Origin of the sequence: Halobacterium rubrum, assembly GCF_021729015.1 — an archaeon.
In the GTDB taxonomy this organism is placed as follows: domain Archaea; phylum Halobacteriota; class Halobacteria; order Halobacteriales; family Halobacteriaceae; genus Halobacterium; species Halobacterium rubrum.
The window spans coordinates 533,681-547,315 of sequence record NZ_JAJQQZ010000002.1 but is presented as its reverse complement, the minus strand read 5'-3'; the positions used below and the strand labels follow the sequence as shown (position 1 = coordinate 547,315).

At 73.1% G+C, this 13,635-nt stretch carries 14 protein-coding genes; 3 read left to right on the top strand and 11 right to left on the bottom strand.

Annotation, left to right across the window (positions count from 1 at the left end; translation table 11 throughout):
- Nucleotides 1-45: 45 nt before the first annotated feature.
- The 4 genes from LT971_RS10315 to LT971_RS10300 form a co-directional block, all read right to left on the bottom strand.
- Nucleotides 46-741: a TOBE domain-containing protein gene (locus LT971_RS10315; protein ID WP_237006842.1), complete on the bottom strand. Its 696-nt coding sequence runs from the start codon at nt 739-741 to the stop codon at nt 46-48.
- A complete protein-coding gene (locus LT971_RS10310) occupies nt 741-1,442 on the bottom strand; it encodes an amino acid ABC transporter ATP-binding protein (RefSeq protein ID WP_272904810.1) in 702 nt (233 codons plus the stop codon). The genes LT971_RS10315 and LT971_RS10310 overlap by 1 nt, the downstream gene beginning before the upstream one ends.
- Nucleotides 1,443-1,582: 140 nt before the next feature.
- The gene (locus LT971_RS10305) at nt 1,583-2,284 is read right to left on the bottom strand and encodes an ABC transporter permease (protein ID WP_336885801.1); all 702 of its coding nucleotides are present in this window, start codon (nt 2,282-2,284) and stop codon (nt 1,583-1,585) included.
- Nucleotides 2,285-2,352: 68 nt separating this feature from the next.
- Nucleotides 2,353-3,279 carry an ABC transporter substrate-binding protein gene (locus LT971_RS10300; RefSeq protein WP_237006839.1) on the bottom strand — a complete coding sequence of 309 codons (927 nt, stop codon included), beginning with the start codon at nt 3,277-3,279 and terminating at the stop codon, nt 2,353-2,355.
- 137 nt (nt 3,280-3,416) lie between these two features.
- Here LT971_RS10300 and yqeC point away from each other — a divergent pair, with 137 nt between their 5' ends.
- The gene (yqeC, locus tag LT971_RS10295) at nt 3,417-4,151 is read left to right on the top strand and encodes a selenium cofactor biosynthesis protein YqeC (RefSeq protein ID WP_237006838.1); all 735 of its coding nucleotides are present in this window, start codon (nt 3,417-3,419) and stop codon (nt 4,149-4,151) included.
- Between the two features lie 18 nt (nt 4,152-4,169).
- Here yqeC and mobA read toward each other — a convergent pair whose 3' ends face one another.
- Complete coding sequence (mobA, locus tag LT971_RS10290; protein WP_237006837.1) at nt 4,170-4,781, bottom strand: molybdenum cofactor guanylyltransferase; 612 nt, start codon at nt 4,779-4,781, stop codon at nt 4,170-4,172.
- Nucleotides 4,782-4,891: 110 nt separating this feature from the next.
- On the opposite strand from mobA, the gene LT971_RS10285 reads away from it, so the two are divergent.
- Nucleotides 4,892-5,467 (top strand): hypothetical protein, encoded by a 576-nt coding sequence (locus LT971_RS10285; RefSeq protein ID WP_237006836.1) that lies wholly within the window; start codon nt 4,892-4,894, stop codon nt 5,465-5,467.
- A gap of 27 nt (nt 5,468-5,494) precedes the next feature.
- On the opposite strand, the gene fdhF is transcribed toward LT971_RS10285, so the two are convergent.
- From fdhF to LT971_RS10270, 3 genes are all read right to left on the bottom strand, one after another.
- Entirely contained in the window at nt 5,495-7,639 is a 2,145-nt protein-coding gene (gene fdhF, locus LT971_RS10280; protein ID WP_237006835.1) for a formate dehydrogenase subunit alpha, read from the bottom strand.
- A gap of 81 nt (nt 7,640-7,720) precedes the next feature.
- Nucleotides 7,721-9,499: an aldehyde ferredoxin oxidoreductase family protein gene (locus LT971_RS10275; protein WP_237006834.1), complete on the bottom strand. Its 1,779-nt coding sequence runs from the start codon at nt 9,497-9,499 to the stop codon at nt 7,721-7,723.
- Nucleotides 9,500-9,570: 71 nt separating this feature from the next.
- A complete protein-coding gene (locus tag LT971_RS10270; RefSeq protein ID WP_237007040.1) occupies nt 9,571-10,614 on the bottom strand; it encodes an ATP-binding protein in 1,044 nt (347 codons plus the stop codon).
- Nucleotides 10,615-10,690: 76 nt separating this feature from the next.
- On the opposite strand from LT971_RS10270, the gene LT971_RS10265 reads away from it, so the two are divergent.
- Complete coding sequence (locus LT971_RS10265; RefSeq protein ID WP_237006833.1) at nt 10,691-11,173, top strand: DUF7382 domain-containing protein; 483 nt, start codon at nt 10,691-10,693, stop codon at nt 11,171-11,173.
- Here the strand turns inward: LT971_RS10265 and LT971_RS10260 are convergent.
- From LT971_RS10260 to LT971_RS10250, 3 genes are all read right to left on the bottom strand, one after another.
- On the bottom strand, nt 11,167-11,910 hold the full coding sequence (locus LT971_RS10260) for a protein-L-isoaspartate O-methyltransferase family protein (RefSeq protein WP_237006832.1): 744 nt from the start codon (nt 11,908-11,910) through the stop codon (nt 11,167-11,169). The two genes, LT971_RS10265 and LT971_RS10260, sit on opposite strands and share 7 nt — an antisense overlap.
- Nucleotides 11,911-11,931: 21 nt before the next feature.
- The gene (locus LT971_RS10255; protein ID WP_237006831.1) at nt 11,932-12,849 is read right to left on the bottom strand and encodes a hypothetical protein; all 918 of its coding nucleotides are present in this window, start codon (nt 12,847-12,849) and stop codon (nt 11,932-11,934) included.
- A 128-nt stretch (nt 12,850-12,977) separates the two neighbouring features.
- Entirely contained in the window at nt 12,978-13,625 is a 648-nt protein-coding gene (locus tag LT971_RS10250; RefSeq protein WP_237006830.1) for a protein-L-isoaspartate(D-aspartate) O-methyltransferase, read from the bottom strand.
- Nucleotides 13,626-13,635 lie beyond the last annotated feature (10 nt).

Genomic DNA, 13,635 nt, shown 5'->3' with positions numbered 1-13,635 from the left:
ACCCACGACTCTCCGGAGGGCCGAACCGATACCCGCCCCGCTCTCCTACTGCCGACTCGGGTCTACGGGAACCGCCCGGGTCGCGGTGGCCTTGAAGCGCGCGACCACCCGGCGGCCCGCGGCGAGGTCGAGCCGGTCGCGGCTCGCCTCGGTGACGAGCGCGTGCAGCGCCGGGCCGCCGTCGAGTTCGACGGTCACCGCCACGACGGCGTCGCCGGCGTCGACCTCGCTGACGGTGCCCGCGAGTTCGTTGCGCAGGCTCGTGTCGTCCGGGTCGACGCCGCCCGGCCGACCGAGCGCCACGGCGTCCGACCGCACGGTCACGTCGACTGTCGAGGCGTCTGGCGGCGTCACGGCGGCGACGGTGCCGGCGTCTGTCTCCACGGACGCGATCTCGCCGTCCCGGTCCACGACCGTCCCCGGGAACACGGACTCGGTGACGGACGCCGCCCCGGACAGCTCCGCTCGCAGTCGCGAGAACCGCCGGACGACGGCCCGTCCGTCGTCCGTGAGCGTGGTGCCGCCGCCGCCCGCGCCGCCGCGCGCCCGCTCCGTCAGGTCGCCGGCCGCAGCCTCCAGCTCGTCGAGGCGCCGCTGCATGTGGGGGTACGACCGGCCGAGGTGCTGGGCGGCGGCGTGCATCGACCCCTCGCGGTCGATGGCCGCCAGCATCTCCACGTCGCGCTCGTCGACGGTGACGTCGTCGCCGACGGCCAGCCGCGCGGCGAAGTCGTCGTCCATCAGTACACCAGCTCCCCCGCGATGAACTGCCGCGTTCGGTCGTCCCGCGGGTCCTCGAACACGCGCTCGGTCGGCCCGGCCTCGACGACGCCGTCGCCGAGCAGGACCGCGGCCCGGTCGGCGACCCGGCGCGCCTGATTCATGTCGTGGGTGGCGACGACCGTACCGATGCCCCGGTCGCTGGCGTCCGCGACGGCGTCCTCGATGACCGCCGTGTTCCGCGGGTCGAGGTCGGACGTCGGTTCGTCCAGCAGCAGGTAGTTCGGGTCGTAGGCGAGCGCGCGAGCGAACGCCACCCGCTGGGCCTCGCCGCCGGACAGCGAGCCGGCGTCGTGGTCGACGTAGTCCGCGAGTCCGACCACTTCGAGCGCGTCCCGGACGGCGTCGGGGGGCTCGTGGTCGCCGACCAACCCCCGGAGTTCGTCCCGGAGGCGCTCGCGCCACGACCGCCGCACCCGGAGGCCGTACTCGACGTTGCGCGCGACGGTGGCGTCGAACAGGCTAGCCTCCTGGAAGACCACGCCGATGTCGCGCCGCAGCGCCAGCCGGTCGCGCTCGCCGGCCGCCCACGCCTCGGTCCCGTCGACCGCTATCGCGCCCTCGTCGGGCCGCGCGAACAGCCCGAGCAGCCGCAGCAGCGTGGTCTTCCCGACGCCCGACGGCCCGATGACGGCGACCACCTCGCCCGGGTCGACGGACAGCGAGACGTCGCGGACGACCGGCGAGCCGTCCGTCCCGCTGCCGGCGACGCTCGTCCCGCCGTCACTGCGCCGTGCGTCGCCCGTTCCGCCGCCGCCGTCTTCGTCGTCGTAGGCGTGGGTGACGCCGCGGGCGTCGAGGCTCACCGCAGCCCACCTCCCGTCCAGGTCTTGCTGTCGCCGAGCCGGACGACCACGGCGTTGACGGCGAGCACGACGGCGACCAGCACCGCGCCGAGCACGAGCGCGAGCTCGTAGCGGCCCTGCCGCGCTTCGAGTCGGATTGCGGTCGTCAGCGTCCGCGTCTTGGAGACGCCGCCCGCGCCGGCGATGTTCCCGCCGACGATGAGCACGGACCCGACCTCGCTGATGGCGCGCCCGAACCCGGCGAGCACGGCCGTCGCGATGCCGTAGCGGGCCTGTTTGACGACGGTCAGAGCCACGTCGGTCCGCGTCCCGCCGAGCGCGAACGCGGCGTCCCGGACGTCCTCCCGGACGCCGGTCACGGCCGCGAGCGTGATGCCAGTGATGGGGGGCGTCGCCAGCACGAACTGCGAGATGATCATCGCCTTCTTCGTGAACACCAACTCGAGGTGCCCGAGCGGTCCCGAGTTCGACAGCGTCACGAGCACGAGCAGGCCGACGACGACGCTCGGGAACCCCATTCCCGTGTTGATTATCGACGTCACCAGCCGCTTCCCCCGGAAGTCGGCGAAGCCGACCGCGATGGCCAGTGGCACGCTCGCGAGCGTGCTGAGCACGACCGCGGTGACGCTGACGTACAGCGAGACGAAGACGATGCTGAGGACGTACCGGGGCTCGAAGGGGAACGCCACGAACGGCACGGCGGCCGCGTCCGCGAACACGCCCAGTACGCCAGTCGGTAACACGGCTCAGGTCACCTCGGGGGACGTCATGAGTCGTCCGCCTCGCTGCGCCAGCCCTCGGGGACGTACTGCTGGAAGTCCGGGTCCTCCGAGAGGGCGCGCGGGAAGAACAGCTGCTGGCCGTTCGCGGTGTAGTCGTCGATGACTTCCTGGCCCTCGGGGCTGGTGACGTAGCCGATGTACGCCATCGCGAGGTCGTAGTTGACGTTCTCGTGGACGGCGGGGTTGACGGCGATGATGCCGTATGGGTTCGAGAGCAACTCGGGGCCGCCCTCGATGGGGCCCTGCACGAGAATCGAGAGGTCGATTCTCGTCTGCATCGAGAGGAACGTCCCGCGGTCTGCGAGGGTGTACGCGCGGCTCTCGCTGGCCTGATTGAGCACGTCGCCCATCCCCGCGCCGGCCTCCCGGTACCAGTTCCCGCCGGGCTCGACGCCGGCCTCCTCCCAGACCACCTTCTCTTTCGTGTGCGTCCCGGAGTTGTCGCCCCGGGAGACGAACGTCGACCCGGACTCGGCGATGGCCGCGAACGCCCCCGTCGCCGAGTCGCTGCCCGCGACGCCGGCGGGATCGCTCTCGGGGCCGACGACGACGAAGTCGTTGAACATCAGGTCCCGGCGGTTCACGCCGTACCCCTGCCGCATGAACTCGTCTTCGAGCGACCGGGCGTGCACCATGACGACGTCCGAGTCGCCGTTCCGCGCCGTCTCCAGAGCTGCCCCGGTGCCCTGCGCGACGGCGTCGACCGTGACGCCGTAGCGCTTCTGGAACGGCCGATTCAGGGCGTCCAGCAGGCCGGTGTCGTACGTGCTCGTGGTCGTGGTGAGCGTCAGCGTCTCGCCGGCGACGCCGGTGTCGCCGCTGTCGCTCCCGAGCACGCTCGAACAGCCCGCCAGCCCGGCGGCCGCCGCAGTGCCGGCAGTGGCGAGGAACTTCCGTCGTTGTATCGGCATAGATACAACGACCGAACGGCGGGCCCAAATAGGTTTGGCAGCCAGCCCTGCCCCGCCACCGACGCTGCTGGCGTCGTCGCAGCCCTAGCCGCCACTGCACGGATAACCGTTAACCGGGCGCCGTCCCTTCCATCGACATGGACATCGTCGACGCGCTCGAGGCGCGCGACGGCACGACATGCGTGGTCGGCGCGGGCGGGAAGAAGACGGCGATGGCGACGCTGGCCGCCCGCCTCGACGAGCCCGTGGTCACGGCCACCGTCCGCATCCCCATCTTCGACGACTGGGTCGCGCGCGTCGCCGTCACCGACGACCCAGTGGCCGCCGTCGCGGCCGCCGACTCCGGCGACTTCCCACTGGGCGTCGTTCCGGAGCGCGAGCGCGAGGACCGCTACCGGGGCTACGACACGGCAGTCGTCGCCGACCTCGCGGCCACCGACCACCCCGTGGTCGTGAAGGCCGACGGCGCCCGGATGCGAGAGTTCAAGGCCCCCGACGACAGCGAGCCACAACTCCCCCGGACTGCCGACACGGTCGTCCCCGTGGTCAGCGCGCACGCCGTCGGGCGGCCGCTGGACGGCGAGACGGTCCACCGCGTCGACCGCGTCGCCGCGCTCACCGGCCGCGACCCCGGCGAAACCATCGGTCCCGGCGACGTCGCGAAGGTGCTGGCGAGTCCGGACGGCGGCCTGAGAGGCGTCCCCGTCGGCGCGACCGCCGTCCCGCTCGTGAACAAGGTCGACGACGACCACCTCGAGGGAACGGCCCGCGAGATCGCCGAAGCCCTCCTCGCGCTCGCCGAGGACGTCCCGCGGGTCGTGCTCGCCGAACTGCGGGCCGACGACCCGCTCGTGGGCGTCGTCGAGCGCTGACTGCCGACGGCCCGCCGTTCAGAACTGTTCGCTCGCAGCCTGGAGGTCCTCGTGCGTGTTGACGTTCTCGAAGGTCTCCATCGAGCCGTGCGCCTCGACGGCCTCCCGGTCGACGGCGGCCACGTCGAGGTCCGACAGCGCCGTCAGGATGCGGCTGTCGGCGTCGTCGTCCGCGAGCACGCGCTCGCAGGCGGCCGCGACCGACCCGGTCCGGTAGACCGCCTGCGTCGTCTGGTACCAGTCGTCCGGCCGCGGCACGGCGGCGTCGTGGTCGTCGGCTCGCTCGAACAGCCACGCGAGGAACGCGGGGTCGACGAACGGCATGTCGCAGGCGACGACGGCGGCGTACTCGGCGTCGGCCGCGCCGAGCCCGGCCGCCAGCCCCGCCGTCGGCCCCCGGTCGGGCTCCGGGTCGACCGCCACCGACACCGGCACGCCCACGCCCTCGACCGCTTCCCTGAGCGCCGGCTCCTGGTCAGTCCGGCAGTTCAGGACGAGTTTGTCGACGACCGCCGCGACCCGGTCGGCGACCCGGCGGACCATCGGCTCGCCGGCGAGGTCGGCGACCGCCTTGTCGCCGCCCTCGAACCGCGTCGACCGGCCGCCCGCGATGATGACGCCACTTCGCACGACCGGTGGTTGGCCGCGCACCGCCAAGAGTCTTGGTCGCCGCCCGCCACAGTGTGCCGACTCGCTTTCGCCGGCCAACCGTTATGCGTCCGGCCGCCGGACTGGCGGCTGTGGACGACGAAACCGTGGAACGCTACCGGTCAACGTACCGGGACGAGGAGCCGCTGTACGCGGTCGAGCGGGAGGCCGTCGAGACGCTGCCCGACGCCTTCCGCGAGGGCGACTACGGCCCCCGGGACGCCGAGTGGGTCGTCCAGTGGTACTTCCGGCGGTTCCTCGGCGCCTACCCGGGCGCACAACGCCGCCGCATCGAGGGCGAGTTCGAAGCCGCCGACCCCGCCGACGTCCGGGCCGCCATCGCTGCGGCCTGCGACGCCCCCGACTACGAGGCGGCGCTGTCGGCCCTGCTGGACCTCTCCGGCGTGGACGTCGGTGTCGGGTCGGCGTTCCTGCTGTTCGTCGACCCCGACCGCTATCAGGTCGTCGGCGAGCGCGAGTGGCGGGTCGTCGCCGACCTCACCGACCTCGACTCGGAGTCCCCCGACTCCCTCGACGTCGACGACTACGGCCGGTTCCTCGACGCCGCCCGCGACCTCGCCGCACGCCACGACGGCCTCACGCAGTGGGACCTCTACACGGTGCTCTGGCGGCGCTGGAAAGACAAGTACGGCCCAGAAGTCGAGTGATGGCCCGGCAGCGCCGCGGTGTCTCGGTCAGTCGTCGCCGGCCGCCCCGGTGCTGTCGTCGTCGGTGGCCTCGATCGCCACCGACACGTCGGCGGCGGCGGCCTTGTACTCGGGAATCTTCGCGCGCTCGTCGAGCACGTCGTTCGTCAGCCGGTTCGCGGACGCCGCCGCGAAGTGCGGCGTGGTCCACACCACGCCCTCCTTGATGTCCTCGGTGACGTGGGCTTCGACCTCGATCTCGCCGCGGCGCGAGCGCAGCGCCACCGTGTCGCCGTCCTCGATGCCGAAGCGCTCGGCGTCCGCCGGGTGGACGTCCACGAAGTTCTCGGGCGTCTGGCGGTTCAGCGTCGGCGACCGCCGGCTCATCGTGCCCGTGTTGTAGTGCTCCTCGAGGCGGGCGGTCGTGAGCACGAGCGGGTACTCGTCGTCGGGCGTCTCCGCCGGCGGCTGGTGGGTGACGCCCACGATGCGGCCGAGGCCGTCCTCGGTGTCGAAGCTGTCCTCGTAGAGGAACTGGTCGCCCTCGTCGCCGGGCTCCTCGCAGGGCCACTGGATGCCCTCCGTCCCGAGTCGGTCGTAGGTCATCCCGTGGTAGCTCGGACACACCTGCCGGAGCTCCTCGAAGACCGCCTCGGCGTCGTCGAACCGGAAGTCCTCGGGGCCGAACAGCCGGCTGCCGACCTCCATCAGCATCTCGAGGTCGTGCTCGGTCGACTCGTGGACCTTCTCGACGGCGCGCATGCGCTGGACGCGCCGGTCGGTGTTCGTGACGGTGCCGCCGCGCTCCGCCCACGACGTCGCCGGCAGCACCACGTCGGCGTGCTCGGCCGTCTCCGTCATGAAGATGTCCTGCACGACCATGAACTCGAGTTGCTCGAGGCGCTCCTCGACGCGGTTGCCGTCCGGCTCGCTCATCACGGGGTTCTCGCCCATCACGTAGAGGCCGTGAACCGACTCGCCGGCCTCGTGGGAGATCTCGACGTTCGTCAGCCCGGGCTCGTCGGGCACCTCGAAGCCCCAGACGTCCTCGACGGACTGCCGGGCCTCGTCGTCGTCGACGAGCTGGTAGCCGGGGAGGACGTTCGGCATCGCGCCCACGTCGCAGGTCCCCTGGACGTTGTTCTGGCCGCGGAGGGGGTTCACGCCCGACCCCGGCTTCCCGAGGTTCCCCGTGACGAGCGCGAGGTTGATCTCGTTCTGGACGTTGTCGACGCCGCAGGCGTGCTGGCTCATCCCCATCCCGGTGAAGATGGCGGCATTGTCGGCCATCGCGTACTTCTCGGCCGCCGCCTCGATGGCCTCCAGCGGGACGCCACACTCCTCGGCGGCCGCCTCCTTGTCGAAGTCCGCCAGCGTCTCCTGCAGGTCCTCGAAGCCCTTCGTACGCTCCTCGACGAACGCTTCGTCTATCCAGCCGGCGTCGGGGTCGGCCTCGTGGCGCTCCAGAATCGTCTTCAGCACGACGTTCAGCAGCGGGATGTCGGTGCCGGGCTCGAGCTGGAGGTGCTGGTGGCGGTCGGTGTCCTCGATCTCGAACGACCGCGTCGTCTTGTTCGCGTGTGGGTCCACCTGAATCACGGTCGCGCCGTCCAGCACCGCCTGCCGGAAGTACTGGCTGTTGGCGATGGGGTGTTGCTCGCCGGGGTTCGCGCCCTGGATCCAGAACACGTCGGTCTCCGCCCGGAGGTCCGCCATGCTGTTGGTCATCGCGCCGGCGCCCAGCGACGTGCGCAGCGCCCACACCGTCGACGCGTGGCACATCCGCGTGCAGTTGTCGACGTTGTTCGTGCCGTAGCGCCGCGCGAGCTTCTGGAGGAGGTAGTTCTCCTCGTTGGTCGTCTTCGAGGACGCGAAAAACCCCATCGCGTCCGGCCCGTGCTCGTCGCGGATGCGCCGGAGCTCGGACTCCACGCGGTCGTACGCTTCCGCCCACGACGCCTCGCGGAACTCGCCGTCCTCCCTGACGAGCGGCTCGGTCAGGCGGTCCTCGTGGTCGACGACCTCTGTCGCCGCGCCGCCCTTGATGCAGACCCGCCCCTCGTTGACCGGGGCGTCGCCCCACGGCAGGAACCGCATGTCGCCGGGCTCGTCGCCCGACTGGACGGAGATGCCGCAGCCGACGCCGCAGTACGGACAGATGGTCTTCACCGGTTCGTCGGGCTCACCGGACATCCACACCACCCACGGTACGTGGCACCATGCGTCGAACTGTCGGCGCGTCTGGCAATAAAGCCACCGCGCGGTTCCCAGCGGTTAGTCCCCGGGCGCTCCCAGCGGCGTCGCGTCGTCCACCACACCACCGAGTCCGAGCCGTTCGACGGTCTCCCGGGTCGGTCGGCCGTCGGCCCGGCTCCACCCCCGGCGCTCGTAGTAGGCGTCAAGCATCGCCTCGAAGCGCTCGGGGTCCACGCCGCCGGCGTCACCACTGTCGGCATCACCGCCGGCCTCCGGCGGCCCCCGGAGCACCGCCGGGAGGCTGTCGTCCGCCCGGGAGACGCCCTCCCTGACGTTGAACAGCCGGGTGAGCGTCCAGACGCGCTCGCCCAGCGTCTCCAGGTCGCCCGCGTAGTCGACGCCGGCGGCGTCCAGCCACTCCGCCCCGAGGTCGTCGAAGACGTCGCCGACGAAGTCGTCGACCACGAGGCTCCACAGCACCGACCGGCGGTCCTGCTCGGCGACGACGCCGCGAGCCGCGCGCTCCGGCGACCACTCGCCGTCGAACACCTCGCGCTCCACGGGGAGCGCGCGCCGGTGGCAGGCGCCCCGGTCGCTGGTCGCGTACGCGAGCGCCATGCTCGCCGCACCCCGGGGGTCGTACGCCGGCAGCTCCATCGCCTTGACCGTCGGCGCGAACGCCTCGCCGCCATACCGCTGCGCCGCGGCGTCGACGCCGTCGGCCAGCGCGGCTCCGAGGTCGGTCTCCCGGCGCGCAATCTCCCCGAGCACCTCGCGGGCGTCGTCGGCGTCCCCGAAGGCCAGCGGCCGGCCGACGTACCCCTCGACGCTGGCGCGGACCGCCCACGCGATTGCACTCCCGGCGCTCACGAGGTCGACGCCCAGCCGGTTGCAGGTCTCGCCGAGCGCGGCGACCGCGTCGAAGTCGTCGATGCCGAGTCCCGCGCCTAGCGACATCGCCGTCGCACCCCGGGGGACCGACTCGCCGGCGTCGGTGTCGACGTGGAACCCCCGTTGCCCGGTGTCCTCGTCGCGTTCCCGGCCGACCGCGCGCTCCCGGACCGCCGCCACGCCCACGTCCTCGCTGCCCTCGAACTCGGAGTCCCGCCAGCCCCGGGTAGCGAGCGCGCCGACCTCGTCGGCGAAGTCCACCGTCTCGACGGTGCCGCTGGCGTCGAGCCACCGCCCGGTCGCGTCCTCGCGGAACCGCTCGGCGTACGACTCCCGGAGCGCCGCCAGCCCCGACGGCGGGTCGCCGTGCGCCACGACGGCCTTCAGGCGCTTGCTGCCCATCACCGCGCCCGCGCCGCCGCGGCCGGCGTGGTGCTCGCCGCCGTCCGACGCGATGGTGGCGTACGCCACCCGGTTCTCGCCGGCGGGACCGATGCACGCCACCTCGGCGTCCGGGAACGCGGCCGCCGTCTCGGCGGTGTCCGAGCCCCACGTTCCGGCCGGCTCGAGAGTCGCGTCGTCGTCGCGGACGACGAGCCGGACCGGCTCCTCGGCGACGCCGGTCACGAGGACGCCGACGTGCTCGGGGAGTGCGCCCGCCAGCGCCCCCGGGAACTGCCCGCCCGCGTACGAGTCGAGGAACCCACCGGTGAGCGGGGACTTCGTGACGGCGGCGTACCGCGACTCCCCGGGGAGCAGCCCGGAAAGCGGCCCCAGCAGGAACAGCAGGGCGTTCTCCGGGCCGAGCGGGTCGACGCCGGCGTCGAGTTCGTCGTAGAGGTACCGGGCGCCCAGCCCCTTCCCGCCGAGGTAGCGCCGCAGCCACGCCTCCGGCACCGGCTCGCTCTCGACCGTCTCTTCGCCGAGGTCGACCCGGAGGAGGCGTCGGGGGCTGCGCTCCGTCATCGCGTCGCACTAGAGCCGGGGGCGGCCAAAAGGGTTCACCCCAGTGCCGCCGCCGTCGCCGACTGCCCGGGCTACTCGGCACGACCGCCTGCCTCCAGCCCGGTTGCGACGCTCGTCGCCCGCGCGCTCTCACCGCCGTGCTCGGTGCGGCGCTCGCGCACCCGGACGGTGCAGACCGTCTCCGTGGCGTCGTCGACGACGAGCGCGTCGCCGGTCCCCCGAGGGAGGCGGTCGGCGAGCGACCCGGCGAGGTAGGTCGGCTGCACGGACGCGAGCGCGTCCACGTCGCGCTCGCTGGTCAGTCTGTGAGCGACCACGAGGTCGGACTGCGAGACGGCGGTCTCGGGGAGCGCGCTCGGGCGCTGGGTCGCCAGCACGACGCTCGCACCCGGCGCCCGGCCTCGCGTGTACAGCGTGTCGACCGCCTCGCGCGCGGCGCCGGCTGCCGCGGCGTGCGCCTCGTCCACGAGCAGCCACGGGAGCGGGGTCCGCCGGTCGCCGGTCGCCGCGAGGTCGTACAGCCCCGACGCGACCGCCGCCACGACCGCCTGCAGCGCCGCCCCCCGATACTGCGTGCAGTCGAGTACCGCGCCGCCGCCGTCGACCAGCGCGCCAGCGCTCGGCGCGTCCGGTCGGAAACATCCCCAGGACGCAGCGAGCGCGAGGTGGTTGCCGGCGCCGCGCTTCGCCGCCGCCGACGCGCTCGACTCGGCGACCCACGACCGCATCCCGTCGAGCGTCGACTCGGCGGCCGCCGCCCGCCAGACGAGCGTCCCCGCGTGGCTGGCGGGGTCGAGGTCGAGCAGCACGCACCACGCCCGCGGGTCGAGCGCGTCCGCCCGCACCCTGGGCGTCACCGCGTCCAGCCCACCCGCTCGCAGTCCTCCGAACGCTCCCATCGGGTCGACGACGACCGGCGCGACGCCGGGTGCCTCCGCCAGCCCCTCGGCCAGCACGCCGAGCGTGTGGGACTTCCCGCTGCCGCGCTTCCCCACGACCACGCCCGCGTGCGGCCGGTCGAAGTCCAGCGCCACCCGCGCTCCCGTGCTGCCGTCCCGGGCGAGGTAGCGCCCGAGCCGTCCACAGACCGCGCCGTCGCCACCGAGCACGTCCATGTCCCGGAGTGGTCCCGTCTCCACGGAAGAACCCTCGCACGAGCCTTTATCAGCGAGAGCGGGACCACTCCGGGCCGTGTTCGACTCGTTCCCAGACCGGCTCCGGCGCCGGCTCGCGCTCGGCCAGTTCGCCGACGACGACCGCGGCATCGAGGGGCTGCCAGTCCGGCTCGTCGTCGCGTTCGTCGTCGGCGTCGCCGCGCTCAGCGTGATGCTCAGCATGGTCAACGGCGTGAACACGCTCGCCGTCAGCGAACTCGACGCGAAACCCAGCCCGGACGTCGTCGAACCCGGCGAGCAGACCGTCAACGTGACGGCCGTAGACGCAGACGGCGACCCCGTCTCCGGCGCGACCGTCGTCGTGAAGAGCGGGACCGCCGACCTCGACGGCGTCGCCACCGCGACGACGGGGGACGACGGCACCGCCAGCCTCGACATCGCGCCCGAACTCGGCCCGAACCAGGCCGACGGCACGCTACGCATCTCGCTGAAGCCGCCGGCCGGCGACCAGTACGTCGACCGCCGCGAGAACACGAACCTCCTGGTGGTCCGTCAGTAGTCGTCCCAGTCGATCCAGTCGCGCTCCCAGCCTCGCCGCGACTCGGCGGCCTTCGCCGCGCGCTCGCGGTCCTCCCGGACGGTGCGGTTGCGCTCAACGGCGCTGGCCTGTTCGCCGTCCACCAGCAGCGGCGCGAACGCCACCGGGCCGTGGACGCCGACAGTCTCCCCGCTCGCGTCGACGGACACCAGCCGCTGGTCGCCCGTCCCCTCGGGGAACACCAGCCGGCCGTCGTCGTCGGCGAGCTGTTCGAGCAGCGCTGGCGGCGCGCCGACCGCCGCCGCCTCCACCAGCACACGGTCGAACGGCGCGTACTCCGGGAGGCCTTCGGCGCCGTCCCGGCAGTCCACGAGCACGTCGCCGTAGCCGGCGTCCGCGAGGTTCCCGCGGGCGTCGTAGACGAGCTGGCGGTCGATGTCGACGGCGTGGACGTGCTCGGGGCCGACAATCTCGGCGAGCACCGCGACCGTGTACCCGACACCGGCGCCGACGACGAGCACGTCGTCGCCCTCGCGTGGTTCGAGTGCGGCGACCAGCCGGGCGACCGTCGACGGCGGGAGCACCCGCGTTCCCTGATGTTCGAACGACTGGTCGGTGTACGCGCGGTGGTCGGCGTCGACGAACTCGTGGCGGGGCACCGCGCGCATCGCCGCGTCCGCCGGCCGTGCGTCCGGCAAGGCCGTCCCCTCGTGGAGGAGGCTGTCGACCATCTCCTCGCGCAGCGCCGCGAACTCCATGGCGGAAGTTCCGCCCGCAGCCTATTGAACTGCGCGCCTGCGACCGGCCACCACGCCGTAGCCCGTTCCCGGCACGTCCGCGGTGCCCGTGTCTGCGAGCTCGGCGTCCTCGAACCACGCCGCGACCGTCTCCGGCTCGCGGACGGCGCCGCCAGTCGTCGTCGCGAGCAGCTCGGCGGTCAGTCCGGGGTCGCTGCCAAACGTATCGATGGCGACCACGACGCCGCCGTCCTCGCTCGCGGACTCCCGGGCGGCAGCGAGCACCTCGCTTGCCTCCTCGTCGCTTCGCTCCGCGAGGGCGTGTGGTAGCACGACGAGGTCGGCATCCGCGTCGACGGGCTCCGGGACGGGACCCGCGACGAGTTCGACCGGTTCGGGCGCCAGCAGCGGACGGAGCGCGTCGACGACGTCGGTCTCGTGGCGCAGCGCCGCGTCGAAGCCGCGGCGCGCGAACTCGACGGCGTGCTGGCCGGCGTCGTCGCCGACGACGAGCACCGAGTCGGCCTCGGGGTGCTCGCGGACCGCCGCCGTCACCGCCGCTCGCACGTCGGCGGTGTCCCGGGCAGCAGCAGCGCCGAGCCGATTCCGGCGCGCCGTCTCGTCGTCGACGCCGAACGCCGCCGGGTCACCCGACTGCATCGCGTCGGGGAGGTCCACGAGCGCGCCCGCCACGTCCAGCGCTCGGGGGAGCGAGCCGACGGAGCGCACGTCGGTCTTCGTGACGAACCCGAGCATGCGGTTGGTCGGCTGGACGGCGCCGCCGACCCACTCCAGAAAGCCGAGGTCGACGAGCGCGCCGACGGTCTGCTCGGCGGCGCGCTCGGTCACGCCCGCCTGCTCGGCGACCTCACCGGGCGTGTCGGCAGTGGAAACCAGCGCGTCCAGCACCCCGGTCTCGCGGGCCGCCCGCAGCAACAGCAGTTCGCGGTAGTCGTCCATACCGGGCGCACGGCGTCCGCGCGGAAAAAGTGGGGCGGCCCCGGCAGGTAGCCCGGCGGCCGACCCGGCAGGTAGCACGGCGGCTGACCCGATAGCCAGCGGCGGCTGCCGCGAGTGGCACGCTCCGCTCAGTCGTCCTCGCCGTCGCCGCCCTGCATCTGCACGAACCGCACCGCGCCCTCGTCGGTCGTGTCGAGGCCGCCGTCTGCGCGCTTCTCGCCGACGACGAGCCGCTGGCGGCCCGTCCCGATGGGTGCGACCACTCGCCCGTCCGTCTCTACTTGGTCGACGACCGCGCCGGGGAACTCGGCCGCCGCGCACGTCAGGTAGGCAGCGTCGTACGGCGCGTGCTCGGGCCAGCCGTCGTGGCCGTCCCCCACCCGAACCGAGACGTCGCCGTAGCCGGTGTCGGCGAGCGTCTGCCTCGCGCGCTCGGCGAGCTCGTCGACGTACTCCACCGAGTAGACGTTCTCGGCGCCGGCCAGCTCGGCCGTCACCGCGGCGTGGTAACCACAGCCCGTCCCGATTTCGAGGACCGTATCGCCTTCGCGGAGGTCGAGGTGGGTCGCGACGATGGCGACCATGTGCGGCGCGCTGATGGTCGCGCCCTCGCCGATGGGCAGCGGCCGGTCGTCGTACGCCGACGACCGCTTGCCCGCTGGCACGAACTCGTGGCGGGGCACGGTTCGGATGGCATCTGCGGCCCGGTCGCTGACGTTCGGCCGGCGGGCGAGCGCGTCGGCGAGCGCCGCCCGCTCGCTGGCTCTGTCCGACATCTCTGGATAC

What these genes read in the sequence shown, in the direction of transcription:
- LT971_RS10300 (WP_237006839.1), bottom strand. Translation starts at nt 3,279, where the DNA reads ATGCCGATACAACGACGGAAGTTCCTCGCCACTGCCGGCACTGCGGCG.
- yqeC (WP_237006838.1), top strand. Translation starts at nt 3,417, where the DNA reads ATGGACATCGTCGACGCGCTCGAGGCGCGCGACGGCACGACATGCGTG.
- LT971_RS10270 (WP_237007040.1), bottom strand. Translation starts at nt 10,614, where the DNA reads ATGGACGTGCTCGGTGGCGACGGCGCGGTCTGTGGACGGCTCGGGCGC.
- LT971_RS10260 (WP_237006832.1), bottom strand. Translation starts at nt 11,910, where the DNA reads ATGGAGTTCGCGGCGCTGCGCGAGGAGATGGTCGACAGCCTCCTCCAC.
- LT971_RS10250 (WP_237006830.1), bottom strand. Translation starts at nt 13,625, where the DNA reads ATGTCGGACAGAGCCAGCGAGCGGGCGGCGCTCGCCGACGCGCTCGCC.
- LT971_RS10255 (WP_237006831.1), bottom strand. Translation starts at nt 12,849, where the DNA reads ATGGACGACTACCGCGAACTGCTGTTGCTGCGGGCGGCCCGCGAGACC.
- fdhF (WP_237006835.1), bottom strand. Translation starts at nt 7,639, where the DNA reads ATGTCCGGTGAGCCCGACGAACCGGTGAAGACCATCTGTCCGTACTGC.
- LT971_RS10275 (WP_237006834.1), bottom strand. Translation starts at nt 9,499, where the DNA reads ATGACGGAGCGCAGCCCCCGACGCCTCCTCCGGGTCGACCTCGGCGAA.
- LT971_RS10315 (WP_237006842.1), bottom strand. Translation starts at nt 741, where the DNA reads ATGGACGACGACTTCGCCGCGCGGCTGGCCGTCGGCGACGACGTCACC.